Genomic DNA, 21,103 nt, shown 5'->3' on the forward strand with positions numbered 1-21,103 from the left:
AGTCTGTCATGCCCTGTCACCCGCGCACCCCGCCCCACCTGTGCTCTACCGCCCCGCGCTCAGCCGGGCAGGCCCGTCACGCGCAGCGTGAGGTTGAGCCGCCCCCGGGCCAGGCCGTCGCCCGGGTCCCCGGTGCCGGGGCGGACCTTGGGGACACCGTGGTAGACGAAGCGGGACGGGCCGCCGAAGACGAGGAGGTCCCCGGACTCCAGCTCGATGTCCTGCCACGGCCTGCCCCGCGTCTCGGTGTTGCCGAGGCGGAAGACGCACGTGTCACCGATGCTCAGCGAGACGACGGGCGCGGAGGCGCGCTCCTCCTTGTCCTGGTGCATCCCCATCGTGGCGCCGGGTCCGTAGTGGTTGACGAGGGCGACGTCCGGCTCGTACCGCGCGGCGGCCTCCTCGTCGTCGTACGCGGCGGCGATCGCGCGGCGGCCGAGGTCGGCGAGCCAGGCGGGCAGTGCCAGGACGGGGGCGCCGTTGACGTCGTCGGCGGTGCGGCTGTAGCGGTACGGGAGCCAGTGGCGGCCGAGGCACAGGCTGTCCACCGACATGACACCACCGCGCGGCAGCCGCGCCCTGCGCATCGGCACGGGTCCGCGCGCCCAGTCCCGGCACGCCTCGACGAGCGCGCGACGGCTCTCGGGCGGCAGCCAGTCCGGGACGTGGACGGCGCCCGGGGCGAGCGTGGTGCGGGAGCGCGGCAGGAGCGTGGCCATGAACTCCATGCTCGCACCCGGGTACGACAGCGGGTCCGCTCCGCAATGGGCCGAGGGGGAGGCGGGTGGGTGGCGCGGTGTCCGGGAGCGGGCCCACCCCGGCGCGTACCGCCGCACGCCCCCCGCGATGCGCCCCTCTGCACCCCTTGTGAGCCGCCCGCACCCCCCGTACGCTGATTTTGTGTCGCTATTGAACAAAGTAGGTACGCGCTCGGGCCGCGCGCGCACCGTCGTCGCCGACGGCTCCCCCGGCTCCCTCCTGCGGCTGCGCGCCGCGATCACCGTCTTCTTCGCGCTCGACGGTTTCGTCTTCGCGGGCTGGGTGGTGCGCATCCCGGCCATCAAGGAGCAGACGCACGCGTCGGCGAGCGCGCTCGGCCTCGCCCTGCTCGGGGTCTCGGCCGGAGCGATCGTGACGATGGCGCTCGTGGGGCGCGCGTGCCGGCACTTCGGGAACCACCCCGTCACGGCCGTGTGCGCCGTGCTCGTCTCGCTCGCGATCGCGCTGCCGCCGCACATGCACACGGCCTGGTCGCTCGGCGCGGTGCTGCTCGTCTTCGGGATCGGGTACGGCGGTATCAACGTCGCGATGAACAGCGCGGCCGTGGACCTCGTGAACGCCCTCGGACGCCCCGTCATGCCGAGTTTCCACGCGGCGTTCAGCCTGGGCGGGATGCTCGGCGCGGGTCTCGGCGGTCTCGTCGCCTCGCACCTGTCCCCCTCCTGGCACCTCGCGATGCTCGCGGTGATCGGCCTCCTCGTGACCGCCGCGACCACCCCGACCCTGCTGCGGCACCGCGCCCCCGGCACCCCCGCCCCGTCCCGCCCCGCCAAACTCGCCCCGGAGGCCGGCCTGGCGGAGCCGTCCGGCGGCACGGCCGCGAAGGCCCCGGCGCACGGCAAGATCACCGGGGTCGTCGTCATCCTCGGCGTGGTCGCGCTCTGCTCCTCGTACGGGGAAGGGGCGATGGCCGACTGGGGGGCGCTCCACCTCGACCAGGACCTCGACGCGAGCGCCGGAACGGCCTCGGCCGGGTACTCGCTCTTCGCGCTCGCCATGATGATCGGGCGGCTCTCGGGAACGACGCTCCTCGAACGGATCGGCCCGACCACCACGGTCGTGGGCGGCGCGTTCGTCTCCGCGGCGGGGATGCTGATCGCCGCGCTCGCGCCGACGCTGTGGCTCGCGCTCGTCGGCTTCACCGTCATGGGCCTCGGCGTCGCGAACATCTTCCCGGCCACGATCGGCCGCGCGGGCACCATCGCCGGCCCCTCGGGCGTGGCCACCGCGTCGACGCTCGGCTACGGCGGTCTTCTCCTCGGCCCCCCGGTCATCGGGTTCATGGCCGACTGGTTCTCGCTGCCGACCGCGCTCCTCAGCGTCTCGGTCCTCGCGGCGCTGGCGGGTGTCGTCGCGTGGACGACGCGGCGGGCGGGCGAGGCCCCCGCGCCACAGGCGGCGGCGGAGACGGCCTGAGCCCCGCGGGCCCGGGTGCCACGAGCCCCCGCGGGCGACCCGGCCCGCCCTCCTGCGGGACGAGCCGGGTCGCCCCATCCCGCGTCAGCCCCGCGCGCCCGCCCCCGTCCCGTCCGGGGTCTCCTCCGGTGCCGCGTCGGCGGCAGGGTTCGGCTCGCGGCCCGATGCGGAGGCGCCGCGCTTCCTCGGCTGCGGGTCGAGACGCTGGAGGGCGCGGTTGGCGAGCGGGTGGTTGCGGACGAGTTCGGCGAGGGTGAGGGAGCCGCGCGTGATGCGCGCGAAGGCGTTCCACGCCGGGCGCACGGTGGTGAGCGCGGTGTGGAAGAGGCCGGGGCGGCGCTCGAAGATGCCGAGCAGGCGGCGGCCGACCGCCATCTCGACGCCGAGCCCGGCCTTGATGGCGAAGGCGTAGTTGAGGGCCTGGCGGCGGGCGTCGACCGCGTCGTGCGCCTCGGAGACCCGTACCGCCCACTCGCCCGCGAGACGGCCAGAGCGCAGCGCGAAGGAGATGCCCTCGCGGGTCCACGGCTCCAGGAGCCCCGCCGCGTCACCGGCGACGAGGACCCGGCCGCGCGAGAGCGGCGAGTCCTCAGTGCGGCAGCGCGTCAGATGACCGCTGGAGACCTTCGGTTCGAAGCCCGCGAGGCCGAGGCGGCCGACGAAGTCCTCCAGGTACCGCTTGGTGGCCGCACCCTCGCCGCGCGCGGAGATGACGCCGACCGTGAGGGTGTCCCCCTTCGGGAAGACCCAGCCGTAGCTTCCCGGCAGCGGGCCCCAGTCGATGTGCACGCGGCCCTTCCAGTCGGCGGCGACGGTCTCGGGCACGGGAATCTCCAGTTCGAGGCCCAGGTCGACCTGGTCGAGCTTGACGCCGACGTGCGCTCCTATCCGGCCCGCGCTGCCGTCCGCGCCGACGACCGCCCGCGCGAGCAGCGTCTCACCGCCCTGGAGGACGAGCGCGACCGTGCGCCGGTCGGGCACCGCGGGGCCGTGCTGCTCGACGCGCTGCACGACGGCCCCGGTGCGCAGTTCGGCGCCCGCCTCCCGCGCGGCCTCGACGAGCCCGAGGTCGAACTCGGGCCTGTTGACGAGGCCGAAGAGCATGTGCCTGGCCTTGCGGGTGCGCTGGTACTTGCCGTCGAGGCTGAAGGTGACGGCGTGCACCCGGTCCTGGAGCGGCAGGTCGAAGCCGGGCGGCAGGCTGTCCCTGGAGGGCCCGATGATGCCGCCGCCACACGTCTTGTACCTCGGCAGCCCGGCCTTTTCGAGGAGCAGGACGCGCCGCCCCGTGACGGCCGCCGCGTAGGCCGCCGAGGCTCCGGCGGGACCCGCGCCGACCACCACCACGTCCCACACCCGTGAGGTGGCCGCCGAGTCCTGAGCTGTGTTGTCGCTGCTCACGATGTGCTTCCGCTCCCCATCCCGCTGTTGACTGCTGTGCGTGACCCCGGTTTCCCGGGCATCCTACGGCCGGGCGGCAGGTGGTCCGGCTGTGGGAGTATCGAGAGATCGTTCGCCGTGCACACACCCGCGCGCGAGCCGTCGGGATGTCCGTGAAGTCCCTTACGGGACTGTACGGAGAACCCGGTGCTACCGCTACAACGTCGCAGTCCCCTGGAGGGTGCCCATGTCGCCGAATCCGTCGGCCGAATCCGCCGCAGCGAACCCGCTCGCGGAGTCCGTCGCCTCGTTGATACCGCACGCCCAGGAGGAACTGGCGGAGCTGGTGGCCTTCCGTTCCGTCGCCGATTTCGAGCTGTTCCCGCGCTCCGAGTCCGAGGGCGCGGCGCGCTGGGTCGCGGACGCGCTGCGCGCGGAGGGCTTCGAGGACGTCGCCCTTCTCGACACGCCGGACGGCACCCAGTCGGTGTACGGCAGGCTCGCGGGCCCGGAGGGCGCGCCGACGGTGCTGCTCTACGCGCACTACGACGTCCAGCCTCCGCTCGACGAGGAGGCGTGGCGGACACCGCCGTTCGAACTGACGGAGCGCGACGGGCGCTGGTACGGGCGCGGTGCGGCCGACTGCAAGGGCGGCGCCCTCATGCACCTCCTCGCGCTGCGCGCCCTCAAGGCGAACGGCGGTGTGCCCGTCACGGTGAAGTTCATCGCCGAGGGCTCCGAGGAGCAGGGCACGGGCGGCCTGGAGCGGTACGCGGAGGAACACCCCGAACTGCTGCGCGCCGACACGATCGTCATCGGCGACTCGGGCAACTTCCGGGTGGGCCTGCCGACCGTGACGACCACGCTGCGCGGCATGACGATGGTGCGGGTCTCGGTCGACACGCTCGCGGGGAACCTGCACTCGGGCCAGTTCGGCGGTGCGGCGCCCGACGCGCTCGCGGCGCTCGTGCGCGTCCTGGACTCGCTGCGCGCCGAGGACGGCTCGACGGCCGTCGACGGGCTCGCCGCGGACGCGGAGTGGGACGGACTCCAGTACGCCGAGGCGGATTTCCGGGCGGACGCGAAGGTCCTCGACGGCGTCGACCTGATCGGTTCGGGAACGGTCTCCGACCGGATCTGGGCGCGGCCCGCCGTGACGGTGCTCGGTATCGACTGCCCGCCGGTCTCGGGTGCCACGCCGTCCGTGCAGGCGGCGGCGCGCGCCCTCGTCAGTCTGCGGGTGGCGCCGGGGCAGGACGCGGTGAAGGCGACGGAGCTGCTGACGGCGCACATCGAGCGGCACACGCCGTGGGGCGCGCGCGTGACGGTGGAACAGGTCGGCCAGGGCCAGCCGTTCCGCGCGGACACGACGAGCCCGGCGTACGGGGCGATGGCGCGCGCGATGGCCGTCGCGTACCCGGGCGAGGAGATGCAGTACGCGGGGCAGGGCGGCTCGATCCCGCTGTGCAACACGCTGGCGGGGCTGTACCCGGAGGCGGAGATCCTGCTCATCGGGCTGAGCGAGCCCGAGGCGCAGATCCACGCGCCGAACGAGAGCGTGTCGCCGCGGGAGCTGGAGCGGCTGGCGGTCGCGGAGGCGGTCTTCCTGACGGAGTACGCGACGGACGGGCGGTGAGCTGAGGGGTATGCGGCGAGGCGGCGCCGCGCGCCCACGGGGCGGGCGGCGCCGCCTCGCCTGCGTGGGGCGGGCGGTGCGGGGCTGTTCCGTGCCCGTGCCCGGCGCTCAGCCCTGAGCGTAGCGGCGTGTGAAGCCGGGCCGGGTGGCGCACGTTCGGGGCATGGAAACCTTGACGATACGGCCCGGCCTGCACGTCTTCCGCTTCGCGGTGGGGCAGGCGTATCTGTGGCACGAGCGGGACGGGGACGGCGCGCTGACCCTGGTGGACGCGGGCCCGGTGGGCGCGGGCGAGCGGATCGCCGAGGGCATACGGGGCCTGGGGCTCGACCCCGCCCGTCTCGAACGCGTCGTGCTCACGCACGCGCACGAGGACCACTGCGGCGGGGCGGCGGAGCTGGCCCGCGCGTACGGGGCCGAGGTGGTCGCGCACCGCTGGGAGGCCCCGTACGTACGCCACGAGACGCCGCTGCCGCCACCGGTGCTGATCGAGGAGGAGCTGCCGATCTGGGAGGCGACGCGCGGTCTGCCGCCCGCCCCGCCGACGCGTGTGGACCGGCTGGTGGACGACGGCGACCCGCTCCCCTTCGGCGGCGGCGCGCGGATCGTGCACACGCCCGGCCACACCCCGGGCAGCATCGCGGTCCATCTGCCGCTGCACGGCGTCCTGTTCACGGGCGACTCGGTCGCGGTGACGGACCGGGTCCGCCTCGGCGTCTTCCACATCGACCGCGAGGCGGCCCGTTCCTCCCTCCGGCGCCTGTCGGTCCTGGCCCCGGAGGTGCTGTGCCCGGGGCACGGCGAAACGGTGACGGAGGGCGCGGCGGCGGCACTGGTGCGCGCGGCGCAGCGGGACGGGGAGTTGTAGGGGGCGAATCGCGGGGGCCCTGGGTCAGTCCGTCAGCGGGGTTCCGCGTTCCAGGTAGGCGATCGTCCCGGTGCGCCTTGCCCGCAGCGCCCAGCGCAGCCGCGCGTAGCGGACCGGGGGGAGGAGTTTCGCCGCCTCCTCCTCCGTGACGAAGCGCCAGTCGCGCAGCTCCGGGCCCGGGAGGGCCAGTGAGGCGTGGGCCGCTTCGGGGAGGCGTCCGCCGTCGAAGAGGAGGCGCATGCCCCCGAAGCCGGGGGGCGCCGGGGGTTCCCAGTCGACGACGAGGAGGTGGAGCGTGCCGCGCAGCCTGATGCCCGTCTCCTCCTCGACCTCGCGCAGGCCCGCGAGCGAGGGCGCCTCCCCGCGTTCGACGACGCCGCCGGGGAACTCCCAGCCGGGCTTGTACGTCGGGTCGACGAGGAGGAAGCGGCCGGTCTCGTCGAAGAGGAGCACCCCCGCCGCGAGGGTTTCGGCGGTGGGTTCGGCGGTCTGCACGATCGGGCAGGCGGGCAGGGCTCCGGAGGCGAGCAGTCCGGCGAGCGCCTCGGCCGTGGGGCGCGGGCCGCCCGGGTCGGCGGGGAGGGGGTGGGCGTCGGCGGCGAGCCACTCCGCGAGCGCCGTCGCGTAGGCAGTCGTACGGGCCGGTGTCGCGGTGCCGTTGACGCTCGCGGGGCGGGTGCGCGTCGCCGTGGTGGCGAGGTGGTCCCCCTGCGCCGCTTCGACCCGTACCGTCTCGGTCCGTACCGGCTCCGCCCACGCGTGCAGGATCGTTTCGTCAGCCTCGACCCGCACATGGTGCACAGCGATCGCGCGCGAGGCGAGGCGGCCGAAGAGGTGGTCGCGCCGCTCCTGCGCGTACAGCGGCAGCGGCACCACGAGCACGCCGCCCATCTCGTCGAGCAGCGCCGCCGCCGTCTCGACGAACAGACGGCGCCACAGCGGCAGGTCGAGCGGATCGCTCCCCTCGGGCGGCGGCACCGGGAGCCGCGCGAGGAGGTCGCGCGGGTCGAAGAGCGTGCTGTCCGCCAGGACGGCGGACACCTCGCGGGCCACCGCCCGCACCGCCGCACCCGACGCCCCGTTGATCCAGACGATCACGGTCCCCCCTCTCTTCGTGGCCCCCTGTGGCTTGCCCGGTCCGCATAGGAGCGAAAACCCCGCGCGCGCAACCACCCGCGCGGGGGCACGCGGCGGCGGGTGACGACCCGTTTCGGGGGCATACGCCTTGGCACGGACGGACAAGGGCACGGCTCACGGGCGGAGGTGCGCCATGACGCACACACAGGTACTGGATCGCTTCCCGGCGGGCGGCCCGCGCGGCAGCTGGCCGGCGGAGGAGCGGGCGGCGCGGGAACGGGCGGCGGGCAGGGCGGCGACGGTCGTCATGGATCTCGCCTCTGACGACTACCTCGTGGTGGTCGAGACGGGCGAGGCGGCCGGGACGCTCGCGGCCTGACGGACGGCGCGGGCCGGAGGGGCGCGCGGGGTCACGACCCGGATGTGCGCGCCCCCAGGGGGCGTGGAGCGGTGTGCGGGGCGCGAGTGGAAGCGCGGGGGCGCACCGGCGCACGCCACGGGGCGCGCGTCGCGCTCCGGGCGTGTGCCCTGGTCGGCGCGGCGGTCACGACCGTACCGCGTGTCCCACGGGAGGCGGATGTTTTCTCCGATATCGCCCGAACGGCCCTCACGCACGGCAATCTGTCCCTCGCGGACTGTTCCCTTTCAACGCGAGGACGCACCATGTCTCAGGTTCCCGACGCGCCCCTTGGCATCGGCACCGGCCCGCTCAGCGCAGCGCTTCAGGAGGAACTCGCCCATCTGTGGCGGGACCTCGACGACGCGCGGCACGGAGCAGTGAACGGTTACTGGTCGATGCGCTGCGACTGGCTCGTGAGCCGTATCAAGCGGATCACGCCGCTCGTCGGCCCGACCCCTTATCAGCACATCCAGACCCCGCTCCTGGAACAGGGCATCTACCAGCGGGTCCACGCCGAACTCGGGATGCCCGCGCCGGTGGACATGGACGAGGTGGCGGCCCGTCACGACACCGAGGAGGCGCTGCCGACGAGCACGCGCTGACGGAACCGGGGAGCCGGGGCCGGATGTCCCGGCCTCCCGTCGAAGCGTCTCTCACCGTCCGGTCGAGTCATGCCTCGACGTCCGGTCGAGCCACGTGCGGCGGCGTGGCGGGCCCGCCCCACGCCCGTCCCGGTACGGGCCCCGGCCCTACGCCCGTCCCGGTACCGGCCGCTCGGCCCCGTACCGCTCGGTCCCCTCCTGCTCCGGCCCCTGCCGCTCAGGCTCCCGTGCCGCCGAAGTGCCGCAGCGCGCCCGCCGCGGCGCCCACGAGACCCGCGTCCGTGCCCATCTGGGCGGGGACGACCTCCAGGCCCTGGACGAAGGAGAGCGTCGCGTACTCCTTGAGCGCGGCGCGCAGCGGCGTGAAGAGGAGGTCCCCCGCCTTCGCGACGCCGCCGCCGATGACGGCGATGTCGATCTCGACGAGTGTCGCCGTCGCGGCGATCGAGGCGGCGAGCGCCTGCGCCGCGCGGTCGAAGGAGGCGCGGGCGATCCGGTCGCCCGCGCGCGCGGCGGCGGCGACCCCGGCCGCGGTCGCGTCGCCGTCCGTCCCGGGCTCCCAGCCGTCGGCGAGGGCGCGGCGGGCGATGTTGGGGCCGCTCGCGATCCGCTCGACGCAGCCCCGGCCCCCGCACGGGCACAGGTCCCCGTCGAGGTCCACGCTGATGTGACCGATGTGCCCGGAGTTGCCCGTGGGCCCCGGGTGCACCTGGCCGCCGATGACGAGTCCGCCGCCGACGCCGGTCGAGACGACCATGCACAGCGCGTTGTCGTGGCCGCGCGCCGCCCCCTGCCAGTGCTCGGCCGCGGCGATCGCGACGCCGTCCCCGACGAGAGTCACCGGGAGGTCCCCCGTCGCCTCGCGCACGCGCGCGACGAGCGGGAAGCCGCGCCAGGCGGCGACGTTGACCGGGCTGACGGTGCCCTCGCTCGCGTCCACGGGCCCCGCGCTGCCGATCCCGACCGCCCGCACGGCGTCCCAGTCGGACGCCTTCCTGAGTTCGCCGAGGACCCCGGACACGGCACCCATGACCGTCTCGCCGTCCTCCTTGGCGGGCGTCGGCCGCTGGGCGCGCGCGAGGATGCCTCCCCGCCCGTCGATCAGGGCGCCGGCGATCTTGGTGCCGCCGATGTCGAGCGCGGCGACGAGGTCCGTGTGCATAGGAGTCCGTATCTTCCTGGTGAAAGCGAGGAGACAGGGCGAGGGTCATTCTGTCCCCGATCATTCTCTCCCCGGACTGACAACGTTGTCTAGGTTCTATGCTCAACGCCACGGACTCCCGACCAGACAGGACCCTCTCGTGGCACAGACCACCCGCCGACCTGCCCCGCGCTACGGCAACCGCCCGACGATGAAGGATGTCGCGGCGCGGGCGGGCGTGGGACTCAAGACGGTCTCGCGGGTGGTGAACGACGAGCCGGGCGTCACCCCCGACACCGAGCGACGGGTGCGGGAGGCGATCGCGGCGCTCGGTTTCCGCCGGAACGACAGCGCGCGGGTGCTGCGCAAGGGCCGCACGGCGAGCGTCGGTCTCATCCTGGAGGATCTCGCCGACCCCTTCTACGGGCCGCTGAGCCGCGCGGTGGAGGAGGTGGCGCGCGCGCACGGCGCCCTGCTCATCAACGGGTCGAGTGCCGAGGACCCCGAGCGGGAGCGGGAACTCGCGCTCGCGCTGTGCGCGCGGCGCGTGGACGGGCTCGTCGTCATCCCCGCGGGTGACGACCACCGTTACCTCCAGCCGGAGATCGCGGCCGGGATGGCGGCGGTCTTCGTGGACCGCCCGGCGGGCGGCATCGAGGCGGACGTCGTGCTGTCGGACAGCTTCGGCGGCGCCCGCGAGGGGGTGCGGCACCTGCTGGCCCACGGGCACCGGCGCGTCGGCTTCATCGGCGACATGCCCCGTATCCACACCGCCGCCGAGCGTCTGCGCGGCTACCGGGCCGCGCTCGCCGAGGCGGGCATCACGCCGGACCCGGAGTGGGTCTCGCTGGGCGTGACCGATCCGCAGCGGGTACGGGACGCGGCACACGCGATGCTCGGGGGGCCCGAGCCCGTGACGGCGGTCTTCGCGGGGAACAACCGTGTGACGGTGACGGTGGTCCGGGTGCTGGCGGAGCGCGTGCGGCCGGTGGCGCTCGTCGGTTTCGACGACTTCGAACTCGCCGACCTCCTCGATCCAGGGGTCACCGTCGTCGCGCAGGACGCCGCCCAGCTGGGGCGTACGGCGGCGCAGCGGCTCTTCGGACGCCTCGACGGAGCGGCGCACGAGGCGGAGCGCTTCGTCCTGCCGACGCGGCTCATCCCGCGCGGTTCCGGCGAGCTGCCGCCGGCGCTCTGAGAAAGTCTCACCCTTCGGTGAAGGGTGAGACTCAGGCTCCCCGGCGCCCCGCGAACGCTTCGAGACGTTCCCTGCCCAGTCCGCTGCGCGCGGTGATCTCGTCCATGCCGAGCGCTTCGCAGTCGGCGCCGCGCAGGAGGTGCCCGGCGAGCGCGCGGGCGGTCGCGGGCTCGTCGAGCACGTCGCCGCTCGCGCGGGCGGCGTAGGCGGCCAGGCGGTCCGCGGTGCGCTCCCAGTCGGCGCGGTAGAAGGCGTAGACCGCCGCGTAGCGGGTCGGCAGGTGGGCGGGGTGCATGTCCCAGCCCTGGTAGTAGGCGCGGGCGAGGGCGCGCGAGACGAGGCGGTGGTGCAGTCGCCAGGCGGCGTGCACCTGTTCCGCGGGGCCGACCGGCAGGACGTTGGTGGAGCCGTCCGAGAGCCGCACACCCGTTCCCGCCGCCGCGAGTTGCATGACGGCCTTCGCGTGGTCGGCGGCGGGGTGGTCGGGCGACTGGTGCGCGGCGCTGACGCCGAGTGCGGCGCTGTAGTCGAAGGTGCCGTAGTGCAGCGCGGTGACGCGGCCCTGCCCGGCGTCGATCATGCGGGCGACGGTCGCGGCGCCGTCCGGGCCGAGGACGGACTGCGCGGTCTCGATCTGGATCTCGAAGCCGATGCCGCCCGGCGCGAGCCCCCGCGCCTCCTCGAAGGCGCCGAGGAGGCGTGCCATGGCGGTGACCTGGGGGGCGTACGTGACCTTGGGCAGCGTCAGGACGAGGCGCGCGGGCAGGCGCGGCGCGGCGTCGAGGAGCGCGGTGAGGAAGAGGTCGAGGGTGCGGATGCCCCGTTCGCGCACGGCGGCTTCCATGCACTTGATCCTGATGCCGATCCGGGCGGGGACGCGGGCGGGGTCGGGGGCGGCGCACGCGGCGGCGACGAGGTGCGCGGCGCGCAGCGCGTCGGCGTCCTCCTCGGCGTCGGGCCGCACCCCGTACCCGTCCTCGAAGTCGATCCGCAGGTCCTCGACGGGCTCGGCGCGGAGCTTGGCGCGCACGCGCGGGTACACCTCGGCGGCGAGCGCGGGGGCGAGGCCCACGGCGGCGGCGAGCGAGGCGGCGTCGGGCGCGTGGGCGTCGAGCGCGGCGAGCGCCTCGTCGCCCCACGTACGGACGGTGCCCGCCCCGAATACGTCGGCGGGCACGTACACCGTGTGCACAGGCTGCCGGGTGCCCGGATCGCCGGGGTAACGCCGTGCCAGTTCGGCGTCGACGGGGGCGAGGAGGTCCGCGACCTCCTTCGCGGCGTGCGTCCCGAGCGTGCTGCGTACCGGCTCCCGCGGGTCCATGCGCCGTCTCCCGTCCTCAACAATCTGTTGAGGGAAGGTAAGCGGGCCCGTACGAGGGAGTCAACGGCGCCCGCCGGGGGTCCGGCCGCCCCTCCGGTGGTGGTGCGGGGACGGCCCCGCGTCCGCCTGACGGGACGCGGGGCCGTGGAACCCCGGTGGGACTCAGCCCTTGCGGGTGTTGACCTCTTCGGTGAGCTGGGGGACGACGTTGAACAAGTCACCGACCACGCCGTAGTCGACCAGCTCGAAGATCGGGGCCTCCTCGTCCTTGTTGATCGCCACGATCGTCTTCGACGTCTGCATCCCCGCACGATGCTGAATCGCACCCGAAATACCCGAAGCGATATACAGCTGCGGAGACACCGTCTTACCCGTCTGCCCCACCTGATTACTGTGCGGATACCAGCCCGCGTCCACTGCCGCCCGCGACGCACCCACCGCCGCACCCAGCGAATCCGCCAACGCCTCGATCAACGCGAAATTCTCCGCACCATTCACACCACGACCACCCGAGACCACGATCGCCGCCTCCGTCAGCTCCGGACGACCCGAGGACTCACGCGCCGTCCGCGACGTCACCTTCGTCCCCGACGCCTGCTCCGAGAACGACACCGCCAGCTCCTCCACCGCACCCGCACCCGCAGCCGGCTCCACCGGGGCCGAGTTCGGCTTCACGGTGATCACCGGAACGCCCCTGGACACCCTCGACTTCGTCGTGAACGACGCCGCGAACACCGACTGCGTCGCCACCGGCCCGTCCACACCGGCCTCCACATCCACCGCGTCCGTGATCAGGCCGGAGCCGATACGCAACGCCAGGCGCGCGGCGATCTCCTTGCCCTCAGCGGAGGAGGAGACGAGAACGGCGGCCGGGGAGACCGCTTCGACGGCGGCCTGGAGCGCGTCCACCTTCGGGACCACCAGGTAATCCGCGTACTCCGACGCTTCGGAGGTCAGCACCCGGGTCGCACCGTGCTCACCCAGCGTGGCAGCGGTCTGCGCGGCGCCCGCACCGAGGGCGACGGCGACCGGCTCGCCCAGGCGACGGGCCAGGGTCAGCAGCTCCAGCGTGGGCTTGCGCACTGCGCCGCCCACGTGATCGACGTAAACAAGTACTTCAGCCATGACATGCACTCCTGCGTGCGAGAGAAGAGAGAGGGATTTCAGCGACAGAGGGGCTCAGATGAACTTCTGGCCCGCGAGGAACTCGGCCAGCTGCTTGCCGCCCTCCCCCTCATCCGTCACGATCGTCCCCGCCGTACGCGCCGGACGCGCCGCCGCACCCTCCACCGCCGTCCACGAACCCCCGAGACCGACCTCCTCGGCCTCGATCCCCAGATCCTCCAGATCCCAGGACTCCACCGGCTTCTTCTTCGCCGCCATGATCCCCTTGAACGACGGATACCGCGCCTCACCCGACTGGTCCGTCACCGAGACCACCGCCGGAAGCCGCGCCTCCAACATCTCCGACGCCGCGTCACCATCACGACGCCCCCTCACCACACCACCGTCGACCGACACCTCGGACAACAACGTCACCTGCGGCACCCCCAGCCGCTCCGAGAGCAACGCCGGAAGAACACCCATCGTCCCGTCCGTCGACGCCATCCCGCACACCACCAGGTCGTAACCGGCCTTCTCGACCGCCTTCGCCAGCACCAACGACGTACCGAACACATCCGAACCGTGCAGACCGTCGTCCTCGACATGAATGCCCTTGTCCGCACCCATCGACAACGCCTTGCGCAACGCGTCCTTCGCGTCCTCCGGACCCACCGTCACCACCGTGATCTCCGCCTCATCAGCCGCATCCGCGACCTGAAGCGCCTGCTCCACCGCGTACTCGTCCAACTCCGACAACAGACCGTCCACATCCTCACGGTCCAACGTCAGGTCACCAGCGAAATGCCGGTCCCCCGTCGCATCCGGCACGTACTTCACACAGACAACGATCCTCAAGCTCACGCCGGCTCTCCTACTGCATCGTCGGTTACTCGGCTGCGTCCTGCCCGCAGCATAGGCGCCTGAAGTGGCGAATCCCGGCTGGGGCGACGGGCGCTCCGACCGAAATATTACTCACCAGTAGTACACAAAGAGCCTGCCCGCTGAGCAAGCGCTTTGTGCTGTGACCTTGCCAACGCCGCGCGGGTCTCGCAGCGATCCGGTACCCACGCCACACCGACGCCACTCGAAGGGAAGACCCCGCCTCAGAGCATCCGGGCGAGCGCTGTGAGGACCTGGTCGCGGCGCGGGGCCCCGCCGGCGCGGCGCACCTCGCGGCCCGAGGCGTCCAGGAAGAGGACGGTGGGCGTCGCCTCGATACCGGCGGTACGGACGAGGGCGAGGTGGTCCTCGGCGTCGATCTCCACGTGCGCGACGCCGGGAACGAGCCCGGCGACCTGATCGAGCACGCGGCGCGTCGCCCGGCAGGGCTGGCAGAAGGCGGTCGAGAACTGCACGAGCGTGGCCCGCTCCCCCAGCCGTACGTCCCCCAGAGCGCCGCTCGCGAACACGCGCGCCCAGTCCTGCGCGGGCCCGTTCCCCACGGCACCCGAGCCCACGGCACCGGATTCCACGGCACCCGGCTCCCCAGCACCGGTCTCCGCCGCACCGCCCCCGGCTCCCCCACGCTCTCGCCCTCGCCGTCCCGCTCCCGCACGTGCGTCGCGCCGCCTTCCCTCGTCATCGGCCCCGCCCCCGTTCTGCCCTGTCACTTTCTCAGCACGCGTCACCCGCGACCGATTCCCGGGGCCTCGAACGCGTCCGCTCCCGCGTGTCGCGCATGGTGCCCCGCGTTCGGGGAAAGGCAGGGAAGAAGGCTCGATGGCCTGCGTGGGGCCCGGGTTCCCGGAGCGGACGTGACGTGAATCTCCCGCGCTTCGGGCACCAGGGCTGGCTCCTCGTTCGTTCATCGGGCACGATCTGCGCAATGCCGCAAACCTACGGCTGCGTAACTTCACGCCGGACCGCTCGTCCCCGGGGGCCGGCAGAGATGAAGGGTCCTCGCCACCCATGGCTGAGCTCGTCTACCGTCCGGTCATCGGTCTCATGCGCACGATGTTCGCGGCGCTCGACCTCAAAATCGACTGCAAGGGCTCGGAGAACATTCCCCGGACCGGTGGCGCGGTCCTCGTCAGCAACCACATCAGCTACCTCGACTTCATCTTCGACGGCCTCGCCGCGCTGCCCCAGAAGCGGCTCGTGCGGTTCATGGCCAAGGAGTCGGTCTTCCAGAACAAGATCTCCGGGCCGCTCATGCGCGGGATGAAGCACATCCCGGTCGACCGCAAGCAGGGCGAGAACGCGTACGCGCACGCGCTGGACTCGCTGCGCGCGGGCGAGGTCGTGGGGGTCTTCCCCGAGGCCACCATCTCACCGTCGTTCACGCTCAAGTCCTTCAAGACGGGTGCCGTGCGGCTCGCGCAGGAGGCCGGGGTGCCGCTCGTGCCCATGGCCCTGTGGGGGACGCAGCGGATGTGGACGAAGGGCAGGCCGCGCAACCTGAAGCGGTCCCACCTGCCCATCACCATGCGGATCGGGGAGCGCTTCCACGCCCCCGCCGACCAGTACGCGGGCTCGCTGACGCGGCGCCTGCGCGAGCACGTGCAGGAGCTGCTGGAGGCGGCGCAGCGCGCCTACCCGGCGCGGCCGAAGGGCCCCGAGGACAGCTGGTGGATGCCGGCGCACCTCGGCGGCAGCGCCCCGACGGCGGCGGAGGTCGCGAAGGCGCAGGCCGGCTGAGCGCGGCGCGGCCCCGTCGTCCCCGTACCACCGCTCGTACGGGAGAAAGCGGGCCCGCGCACGACGAAGCGGCCCGGCCCCAGGTGGGGCCGGGCCGCTTCGTCGTCACGCCGGGGGGCGGAGCCGGTTAGCGCGTCATCTCCTCGCGCAGCGCGGCGAGGAAGCCGTCCACGTCGTCCTCGGTCGTGTCGAAGGCGCACATCCAGCGGACGGAGCCGGCGGCCTCGTCCCAGTAGTAGAAGCGGTAGCGCTTCTGGAGGCGTTCGGTGACCTCGTGCGGGAGGCGGGCGAAGACGCCGTTGGCCTGGACGGGGTAGAGGATCTCGACACCGTCGATCCCGCGCACCCCGGCGGCGAGGCGCTGGGCCATCGCGTTGGCGTGGGCGGCGGAGCGCAGCCACAGGCCGTCGGCGAGGAGCGCCTCGAACTGGGCGGAGACGAAGCGCATCTTGGACGCGAGCTGCATCGAGAGCTTGCGCAGGTGCTTCATGTGGCGGATGCCGTCGGGGTCCAGGACGACGACGGCCTCGCCGAAGACCATGCCGTTCTTCGTGCCGCCGAAGGAGAGCAGGTCGACGCCCGCGTCGGTGGTGAACGCCTTGACCGGGACGCCGAGCGCCGCCGCCGCGTTGGCGAGGCGGGAGCCGTCGAGGTGGACCTTCATGCCGCGCTCGTGGGCGTGCGCGCAGATCGCGGCGATCTCCTCGGGCGTGTAGAGCGTGCCGAGTTCGGTGGACTGGGTGATCGAGACGGCCTGCGGCATCGCGCGGTGCTCGTCGTCCCAGCCGTACGCCTCGCGGTCGATCAGCTCGGGGGTGAGCTTGCCGTCCGGGGTGGGCACGGTGAGGAGCTTGAGCGAGCCGACGCGCTCGGGCGCCCCGCCCTCGTCCACGTGGATGTGCGCGGAGTCGGCGCAGATGACGGCGCCCCAGCGGTCGGTGACGGCCTGGAGCGACACGACGTTGGCGCCGGTCCCGTTGAAGACGGGGAACGCCTCGGCGCGGGGGCCGAAGAGGTCCCGCATGATCACCTGGAGGTGCTCGGTGTAGGCGTCGCCGCCGTACGCCACCTGGTGTCCGCCGTTGGCGACGGCGAGCGCGGCGAGGACCTCCGGGTGGGCGCCGGCGTAGTTGTCGCTGGCGAAGCCGCGTATCGCGGGGTCGTGGTGGCGGCGGGTCGCTGTGCCCGCCTCGGTCAGGGCTTCTTGGTCAGCCACAGGCGCTGTCCGTTCACTTCCTGTGCGGGGCGGTCCCAGACGCCGGCCACGGCCTCGGCGAGGTCCTTGACGTCCGTGAAGCCCGAGAACTTCGCGCTGGGACGTTCGGCGCGCATCGCGTCGTTCACCAGCGCCTTCACCACCAGGATGGCAGCCGCCGCGGTCGGGCCCGCCTCGCCCCCCGCCTTGCGGAAGGAGTCGGCCAGGGCGAGGGTCCACGCCTCGGCGGCGGCCTTGGCCGCCGCGTAGCAGGCGTTGCCGGAGGTGGGCTTGGAGGCGCCCGCCGCGCTGATGAGGACGTAGCGTCCCCGGTCGCTGCGGCGCAGCGCGGCGTCGAAGGCGAGCGAGGTGTTCTGGACGGTGCGGATCAGGAGCTTCTCCAGGAAGTCCCAGTCGGCGAGGTCGGTGGTGTCGAAGGAGGAGGAGCCGCGCCAGCCGCCCACGAGGTGGACGAGGCCGTCGATACGGCCGAACTCCTCCTGGATGCCCTCGGCCCACGCGGTCGTCGCGGGGCCGTCGAGCAGGTCGACGGTGTCCGCGGTGACCGTGGCGCCGCCGTGCGCGTACCGGGCCGCGTCGACGCCCTCGGCCAGTCGCTCCGGGTCGGCGTCGGCGCCGACCACGGTGGCGCCCGCCTGCGCGAGGCGCAGCAGGGTCGCGTGTCCCGCGGGGCCGCCCGCCCCGGCCACCGCGATGACGGCGCCCTCCAGCGAACCGTTCCCGGTGCTGTTCTCGATACCGTCCATGCCGGTCACCTCCAGGCCGTCCTCACTCATGCGGCGGCGCCTTCCGGGCTCGTCGCCGTGATGCCGCGGGTCGCGGCGATCACGCGCTTGAGCTTCTTGGAAAGGGCCTCGTAGAACATGCTGAGCGGAAACTCGTCCGGAAGCACGTCGTCGACGAGTTTGCGCGGGGGCAGCGACAGGTCGAGGGCATCGGGGCCCTTGGCCCAGCGCGAGCCCGGGTGCGGCGCGAGGTACCGGGACACGAGCTCGTAGCCGGCGAACCAGTGGACGAGCTTGGGGCGGTCGATGCCGTCGCGGTAGAGGCTCTCTATCTCGGCGCACAGAGCGTTGGTGACCTGCGGCGCCCGCTCCCAGTCGATCTTGAGCGTGTTGTCGGTCCAGCGCACGACGTCGTGCTTGTGGAGGTACGCGAAGAGGAGCTGGCCACCGAGGCCGTCGTAGTTGCGCTGCCGCTCACCGGTGACGGGGAAACGGAACATGCGGTCGAAGAGGACGGCGGTCTGCACGTCGCGGGCCTGGGCGACGCCGTCCGCCTCCAGTGTGACGGCCTCCTTGAAGGCGGTCAGGTCGCAGCGCAGCTCTTCGAGCCCGTACATCCAGAAAGGCTGCCGCTGCTTGATCATGAAGGGGTCGAAGGGCAGGTCGCCGTGGCTGTGGGTGCGGTCGTGGACCATGTCCCACAGGACGAACGCCTCCTGGCAGCGGTCCTGGTCGGCGAGGAGGGCGCGGACGTCGTCGGGGAGCGCGATGCCGAGGACATCGACGGCTGCCTCGCTCACGCGGCGGAAGCGGGCGGCCTCGCGGTCGCAGAAGATGCCGCCCCAGGTGAAGCGCTCGGGGGCCTCGCGGACGGCGATCGTCTCGGGGAAGAGGACGGCGGAGTTGGTGTCGTAGCCGGCCGTGAAGTCCTCGAAGGCGATGCCGCAGAAGAGCGGGTTGTCGTAGCGGGTGCGCTCCAGTTCCGCGAGCCACTCGGGCCAGACCATCCGCAGGGCGACGGCCTCGAAGTTGCGGTCGGGGTTGCCGTTCTGCGTGTACATGGGGAAGACGACGAGGTGTTCCAGGCCGTCCTCGCGGCGCGCGGCGGGCTGGAAGGCGAGCAGCGAGTCGAGGAAGTCGGGCACCTGGAAGCCGTCGTCGGCCCAGCGGCGCAGGTCCTTGACGAGCGCTTCGAGGTACGCGGCGTCGTGCGGCACGCGCGGCCCCAGCTCCTCCACGGCCGCGACCATGGCCTCGACGGCCGCGCGGACCTCCTCGGCGCGCGGCGCCCCCTCGGCCTCGAAGTCGACGGAGCCGTCCTTGCGCTGCCAGGGACGGATGCGCTCGACGGCGTCCTTCAGGCGGTTCCAGGCAGGCTGGTCGGCGAGTCGTTCGCCGGAAGCTTTGCGCCCCTCCTGGGTCGCCCGCTCAAGAATCTCCGTCATGCCACACCCTCCACAGAAGAAACCGCTGTGCATCCCACCGTAGGCGTCCGGTGTGGACCTCGACAAGGTCACCTCGGGAAATAATCCCGCCCACACGACCTTCCACCGACGTTTTTCCGGCGATCTCGGGGTTCATGCGCGTGTTCCGTCCGTTTCTCGCCGAAGGCGACTCTCCGGTCTCGCCGACACGGCGTCGCGGGGGCCGGGCGTCAAGGGCGGTACGGGGCGCGCCCACGGACGGGCGAGGTCATGGCCCGTAGCCCCGCGGCGGCGGTACGACGCTCAGCGACGCACCCGTCCCGTACACCCCGGAGGCCCCGTGACCCGCCGCACCCTCGTCCTGAGCGCCGTCGCAACCGGCGTCCTGCTCGGCATCAGCGGGCTCGACGCGCACGGACGCGCCGCCTCCCCGCCACCCGCCTGTCACTCGCCAGGGCCTAGGGTCGAGCGGGACGCCCGTACGGAGAGCAAGGCGGCGTCCCGCAGCGAGCGCCAAGCGCCTGAACGGAAAGCGAGTCCACCGTGTCCTTCCTCGCCATCGGCCATCGCGGAGTGATGGGCGTCGAGCCGGAGAACACCCTCCGCTCCTTCGTCCGCGCCGAGCGGGAGGGGGTCGACCTCGTCGAGCTGGACCTGCACCTGAGCAAGGACGGGGCGCTCGTCGTGATGCACGACGCGGAGGTGGACCGCACGACCGACGGCAGCGGGCGCATCGCCGAGCAGACGCTCGCCGAGCTGCGCGCGCTCGACGCGGGGCTCGGCGAGCGCGTACCGGTCTTCGAGGAGGCGCTCGACGCGCTGCGCGGGCCGCTCCAGGCCGAGATCAAGGACGTCGCGGCGGCGCAGGCCCTCGCGGACGTGATGCACGCGCGGGGCCTGGTGGAGCGCGTCGAGGTGATCTCCTTCCATGACGAGGCGCTCGTGGAGATCTCCCGCCTCGTGCCCGGGGTGCGGACGTGCCTCGTGGCGAGCCGCTTCGGGCCCGAGGTCGTCGAGCGCGCCACCGTGTGCGGGGCGATGGGGCTCGTGCTCAACATCCGGCGGCTGACGGTGGAGACCGTGGAGCGGTCGCGCGAGGCGGGGCTGCGGGTCACGGCGTGGACGGTCAACACGCCGGAGCGCTTCGCGCTCGCCCGCGCGCTCGGACTCGACGGCGTGACGACGGACGAGCCGGAGATCGTGCGGGCGGCGCACAAGGCGGGCTGAGCCCGGGGACAGGGCGGTACGGGGTGGCGCACCTCCGCGAGTGCGCGGCCCCACTCCGTATCGCCCCCGCCCCGTACATCCACCGCCGCGTCCCGCGCACCACACGCACCACCGCGCCCCGCCGCCCGCACGCATCAGCGCGCCCCAGCGGTCCTCCGGCTCAGGCCAGCGGCTTGATCAGCAGCTCGAAGGCGAGACCGGGCCGCTGCGGGAGTCCGAAGCGCTCGTCGTCGTAGGGGAACGGGGTCAGCTCGCCGGTACGGCGGTAGCCGCGCCGCTCGTAGTAGGCGATCAGTTCCTCGCGGGCCGAGATCACCGTCATGCGCATCTCGGTGAGTCCCCAGTCCTCGCGGGCGATGCGCTCGGCCTCGGCGAGGACGGCCTTGCCGAGCCCCGCGCCCTGGAGACCCGGGCGCACGGCGAACATGCCGAAGTAGCCGTGCCCCTCCTCGCGGGCCACCTGGCAGCACGCGACGAGTTCGCCCTCGCGCTCGACGGCGAGCAGCACCGTGCCCGGCGTCTCCATGACCTCGCGCATCGACTCCGGGTCGGTCCGCTGCCCTTCGAGGAGGTGGGCCTCGGTGGTCCAGCCGCTCCGGCTGCTGTCGCCCCGGTAGGCGGACTGGACGAGGGCGACGAGGGTCGGGACGTCGGCGGGCCCCGCGGGGCGGAAGGACAGTCCTGCGGGGGCGGGGAGGGTCGTCATGGCGTGCGGCCTTTCGGGCTGGGACGGCGGGGGGCGGGCGGCGTCCAGGGTAACGAGCGCGCCCGCCTCCGGGGCGGGGCGGTCCCCGCGCCCGTACACCCTCCTCCTCCCGCTTCGTCACCCCCTCACCGCGACTCCGCGCGACATCACCCGATCGGAGCGATACGGTCGAACAGTCATAAATGGGACGTAAGCCACATCGGCCTCGTCATCGTCGACCCGCGCCGCCCGCTCGTCCCGGCTCG

The 21,103-nt window shown here is 73.2% G+C and carries 20 protein-coding genes; 8 read left to right on the plus strand and 12 right to left on the minus strand.

Translation table 11 applies throughout. The features are described from left to right. Positions 1-59: 59 nt before the first annotated feature. Complete coding sequence (locus STTU_RS00625) at positions 60-719, minus strand: alpha-ketoglutarate-dependent dioxygenase AlkB family protein (protein ID WP_043256939.1); 660 nt, start codon at positions 717-719, stop codon at positions 60-62. Positions 720-909: 190 nt separating this feature from the next. Here STTU_RS00625 and STTU_RS00630 point away from each other — a divergent pair, with 190 nt between their 5' ends. Further along, entirely contained in the window at positions 910-2,196 is a 1,287-nt protein-coding gene (locus tag STTU_RS00630; RefSeq protein WP_007818744.1) for an MFS transporter, read from the plus strand. Positions 2,197-2,280: 84 nt separating this feature from the next. Here the strand turns inward: STTU_RS00630 and STTU_RS00635 are convergent, their stop codons facing one another. Beyond that, positions 2,281-3,597, minus strand: coding sequence for a geranylgeranyl reductase family protein (locus STTU_RS00635; RefSeq protein WP_007818746.1), 1,317 nt, complete (start codon positions 3,595-3,597; stop codon positions 2,281-2,283). 226 nt (positions 3,598-3,823) lie between these two features. Here STTU_RS00635 and STTU_RS00640 point away from each other — a divergent pair, with 226 nt between their 5' ends. Both STTU_RS00640 and STTU_RS00645 read left to right on the plus strand, forming a co-directional pair. Further along, entirely contained in the window at positions 3,824-5,212 is a 1,389-nt protein-coding gene (locus tag STTU_RS00640) for a dipeptidase (protein ID WP_007818749.1), read from the plus strand. Between the two features lie 163 nt (positions 5,213-5,375). Then, a complete protein-coding gene (locus STTU_RS00645; protein WP_007818750.1) occupies positions 5,376-6,080 on the plus strand; it encodes an MBL fold metallo-hydrolase in 705 nt (234 codons plus the stop codon). Positions 6,081-6,104: 24 nt separating this feature from the next. Here the strand turns inward: STTU_RS00645 and STTU_RS00650 are convergent, their stop codons facing one another. After that, positions 6,105-7,178: an NUDIX hydrolase gene (locus STTU_RS00650; protein WP_007818757.1), complete on the minus strand. Its 1,074-nt coding sequence runs from the start codon at positions 7,176-7,178 to the stop codon at positions 6,105-6,107. A gap of 172 nt (positions 7,179-7,350) precedes the next feature. On the opposite strand from STTU_RS00650, the gene STTU_RS00655 reads away from it, so the two are divergent. Both STTU_RS00655 and STTU_RS00660 read left to right on the plus strand, forming a co-directional pair. Beyond that, entirely contained in the window at positions 7,351-7,536 is a 186-nt protein-coding gene (locus STTU_RS00655; protein ID WP_007818759.1) for a hypothetical protein, read from the plus strand. 284 nt (positions 7,537-7,820) lie between these two features. After that, positions 7,821-8,159: a hypothetical protein gene (locus STTU_RS00660; protein ID WP_009070967.1), complete on the plus strand. Its 339-nt coding sequence runs from the start codon at positions 7,821-7,823 to the stop codon at positions 8,157-8,159. 217 nt (positions 8,160-8,376) lie between these two features. Here the strand turns inward: STTU_RS00660 and STTU_RS00665 are convergent, their stop codons facing one another. After that, positions 8,377-9,321 (minus strand): ROK family protein, encoded by a 945-nt coding sequence (locus STTU_RS00665; RefSeq protein ID WP_007818764.1) that lies wholly within the window; start codon positions 9,319-9,321, stop codon positions 8,377-8,379. Positions 9,322-9,460: 139 nt separating this feature from the next. On the opposite strand from STTU_RS00665, the gene STTU_RS00670 reads away from it, so the two are divergent. After that, positions 9,461-10,498: a LacI family DNA-binding transcriptional regulator gene (locus STTU_RS00670; RefSeq protein ID WP_007818765.1), complete on the plus strand. Its 1,038-nt coding sequence runs from the start codon at positions 9,461-9,463 to the stop codon at positions 10,496-10,498. 31 nt (positions 10,499-10,529) lie between these two features. Here the strand turns inward: STTU_RS00670 and STTU_RS00675 are convergent, their stop codons facing one another. From STTU_RS00675 to STTU_RS34815, 4 genes are all read right to left on the minus strand, one after another. Next, positions 10,530-11,819 carry a DUF6986 family protein gene (locus STTU_RS00675; RefSeq protein WP_007818766.1) on the minus strand — a complete coding sequence of 430 codons (1,290 nt, stop codon included), beginning with the start codon at positions 11,817-11,819 and terminating at the stop codon, positions 10,530-10,532. Between the two features lie 162 nt (positions 11,820-11,981). Further along, positions 11,982-12,944: an electron transfer flavoprotein subunit alpha/FixB family protein gene (locus STTU_RS00680; RefSeq protein WP_043253650.1), complete on the minus strand. Its 963-nt coding sequence runs from the start codon at positions 12,942-12,944 to the stop codon at positions 11,982-11,984. 54 nt (positions 12,945-12,998) lie between these two features. After that, positions 12,999-13,784: an electron transfer flavoprotein subunit beta/FixA family protein gene (locus STTU_RS00685; RefSeq protein WP_043253652.1), complete on the minus strand. Its 786-nt coding sequence runs from the start codon at positions 13,782-13,784 to the stop codon at positions 12,999-13,001. A gap of 242 nt (positions 13,785-14,026) precedes the next feature. Further along, positions 14,027-14,395, minus strand: coding sequence for a thioredoxin family protein (locus STTU_RS34815; RefSeq protein ID WP_420713539.1), 369 nt, complete (start codon positions 14,393-14,395; stop codon positions 14,027-14,029). A 436-nt stretch (positions 14,396-14,831) separates the two neighbouring features. Here STTU_RS34815 and STTU_RS00695 point away from each other — a divergent pair, with 436 nt between their 5' ends. After that, positions 14,832-15,560, plus strand: a complete 729-nt coding sequence (locus tag STTU_RS00695; protein WP_007818772.1) for a lysophospholipid acyltransferase family protein — start codon at positions 14,832-14,834, stop codon at positions 15,558-15,560. A 127-nt stretch (positions 15,561-15,687) separates the two neighbouring features. On the opposite strand, the gene STTU_RS00700 is transcribed toward STTU_RS00695, so the two are convergent. Genes STTU_RS00700 through STTU_RS00710 form a run of 3 tightly spaced genes read right to left on the minus strand, consistent with a single transcriptional unit; the run spans position 15,688 to position 18,946 of the window. After that, positions 15,688-16,758, minus strand: coding sequence for a threonine aldolase family protein (locus STTU_RS00700; RefSeq protein ID WP_199785054.1), 1,071 nt, complete (start codon positions 16,756-16,758; stop codon positions 15,688-15,690). Next, positions 16,755-17,552, minus strand: a complete 798-nt coding sequence (locus tag STTU_RS00705; RefSeq protein WP_009070952.1) for an SDR family NAD(P)-dependent oxidoreductase — start codon at positions 17,550-17,552, stop codon at positions 16,755-16,757. The genes STTU_RS00700 and STTU_RS00705 overlap by 4 nt, the downstream gene beginning before the upstream one ends. Further along, positions 17,549-18,946, minus strand: a complete 1,398-nt coding sequence (locus tag STTU_RS00710; RefSeq protein ID WP_043253656.1) for a DUF6421 family protein — start codon at positions 18,944-18,946, stop codon at positions 17,549-17,551. Before STTU_RS00710 ends, STTU_RS00705 begins: the two co-directional genes overlap by 4 nt. A 522-nt stretch (positions 18,947-19,468) precedes the next feature. Here STTU_RS00710 and STTU_RS00715 point away from each other — a divergent pair. Beyond that, on the plus strand, positions 19,469-20,152 hold the full coding sequence (locus STTU_RS00715) for a glycerophosphodiester phosphodiesterase (RefSeq protein ID WP_043253658.1): 684 nt from the start codon (positions 19,469-19,471) through the stop codon (positions 20,150-20,152). A gap of 160 nt (positions 20,153-20,312) precedes the next feature. Here STTU_RS00715 and STTU_RS00720 read toward each other — a convergent pair whose 3' ends face one another. Then, positions 20,313-20,858 carry a GNAT family N-acetyltransferase gene (locus STTU_RS00720; protein ID WP_007818782.1) on the minus strand — a complete coding sequence of 182 codons (546 nt, stop codon included), beginning with the start codon at positions 20,856-20,858 and terminating at the stop codon, positions 20,313-20,315. Positions 20,859-21,103 lie beyond the last annotated feature (245 nt).

The sequence above is a fragment of the Streptomyces sp. Tu6071 genome (assembly GCF_000213055.1).
GTDB lineage: Bacteria > Actinomycetota > Actinomycetes > Streptomycetales > Streptomycetaceae > Streptomyces > Streptomyces evansiae.

Coding starts and splice junctions, on each gene's coding strand:
- STTU_RS00660 (WP_009070967.1), top strand. CDS start 7,821: ATGTCTCAGGTTCCCGACGCGCCCCTTGGCATCGGCACCGGCCCGCTC.
- STTU_RS00695 (WP_007818772.1), top strand. CDS start 14,832: ATGGCTGAGCTCGTCTACCGTCCGGTCATCGGTCTCATGCGCACGATG.
- STTU_RS00665 (WP_007818764.1), bottom strand. CDS start 9,321: ATGCACACGGACCTCGTCGCCGCGCTCGACATCGGCGGCACCAAGATC.
- STTU_RS00640 (WP_007818749.1), top strand. CDS start 3,824: ATGTCGCCGAATCCGTCGGCCGAATCCGCCGCAGCGAACCCGCTCGCG.
- STTU_RS00625 (WP_043256939.1), bottom strand. CDS start 719: ATGGCCACGCTCCTGCCGCGCTCCCGCACCACGCTCGCCCCGGGCGCC.
- STTU_RS00720 (WP_007818782.1), bottom strand. CDS start 20,858: ATGACGACCCTCCCCGCCCCCGCAGGACTGTCCTTCCGCCCCGCGGGG.
- STTU_RS00645 (WP_007818750.1), top strand. CDS start 5,376: ATGGAAACCTTGACGATACGGCCCGGCCTGCACGTCTTCCGCTTCGCG.
- STTU_RS00675 (WP_007818766.1), bottom strand. CDS start 11,819: ATGGACCCGCGGGAGCCGGTACGCAGCACGCTCGGGACGCACGCCGCG.
- STTU_RS00680 (WP_043253650.1), bottom strand. CDS start 12,944: ATGGCTGAAGTACTTGTTTACGTCGATCACGTGGGCGGCGCAGTGCGC.
- STTU_RS00705 (WP_009070952.1), bottom strand. CDS start 17,552: ATGAGTGAGGACGGCCTGGAGGTGACCGGCATGGACGGTATCGAGAAC.
- STTU_RS00655 (WP_007818759.1), top strand. CDS start 7,351: ATGACGCACACACAGGTACTGGATCGCTTCCCGGCGGGCGGCCCGCGC.
- STTU_RS00710 (WP_043253656.1), bottom strand. CDS start 18,946: ATGACGGAGATTCTTGAGCGGGCGACCCAGGAGGGGCGCAAAGCTTCC.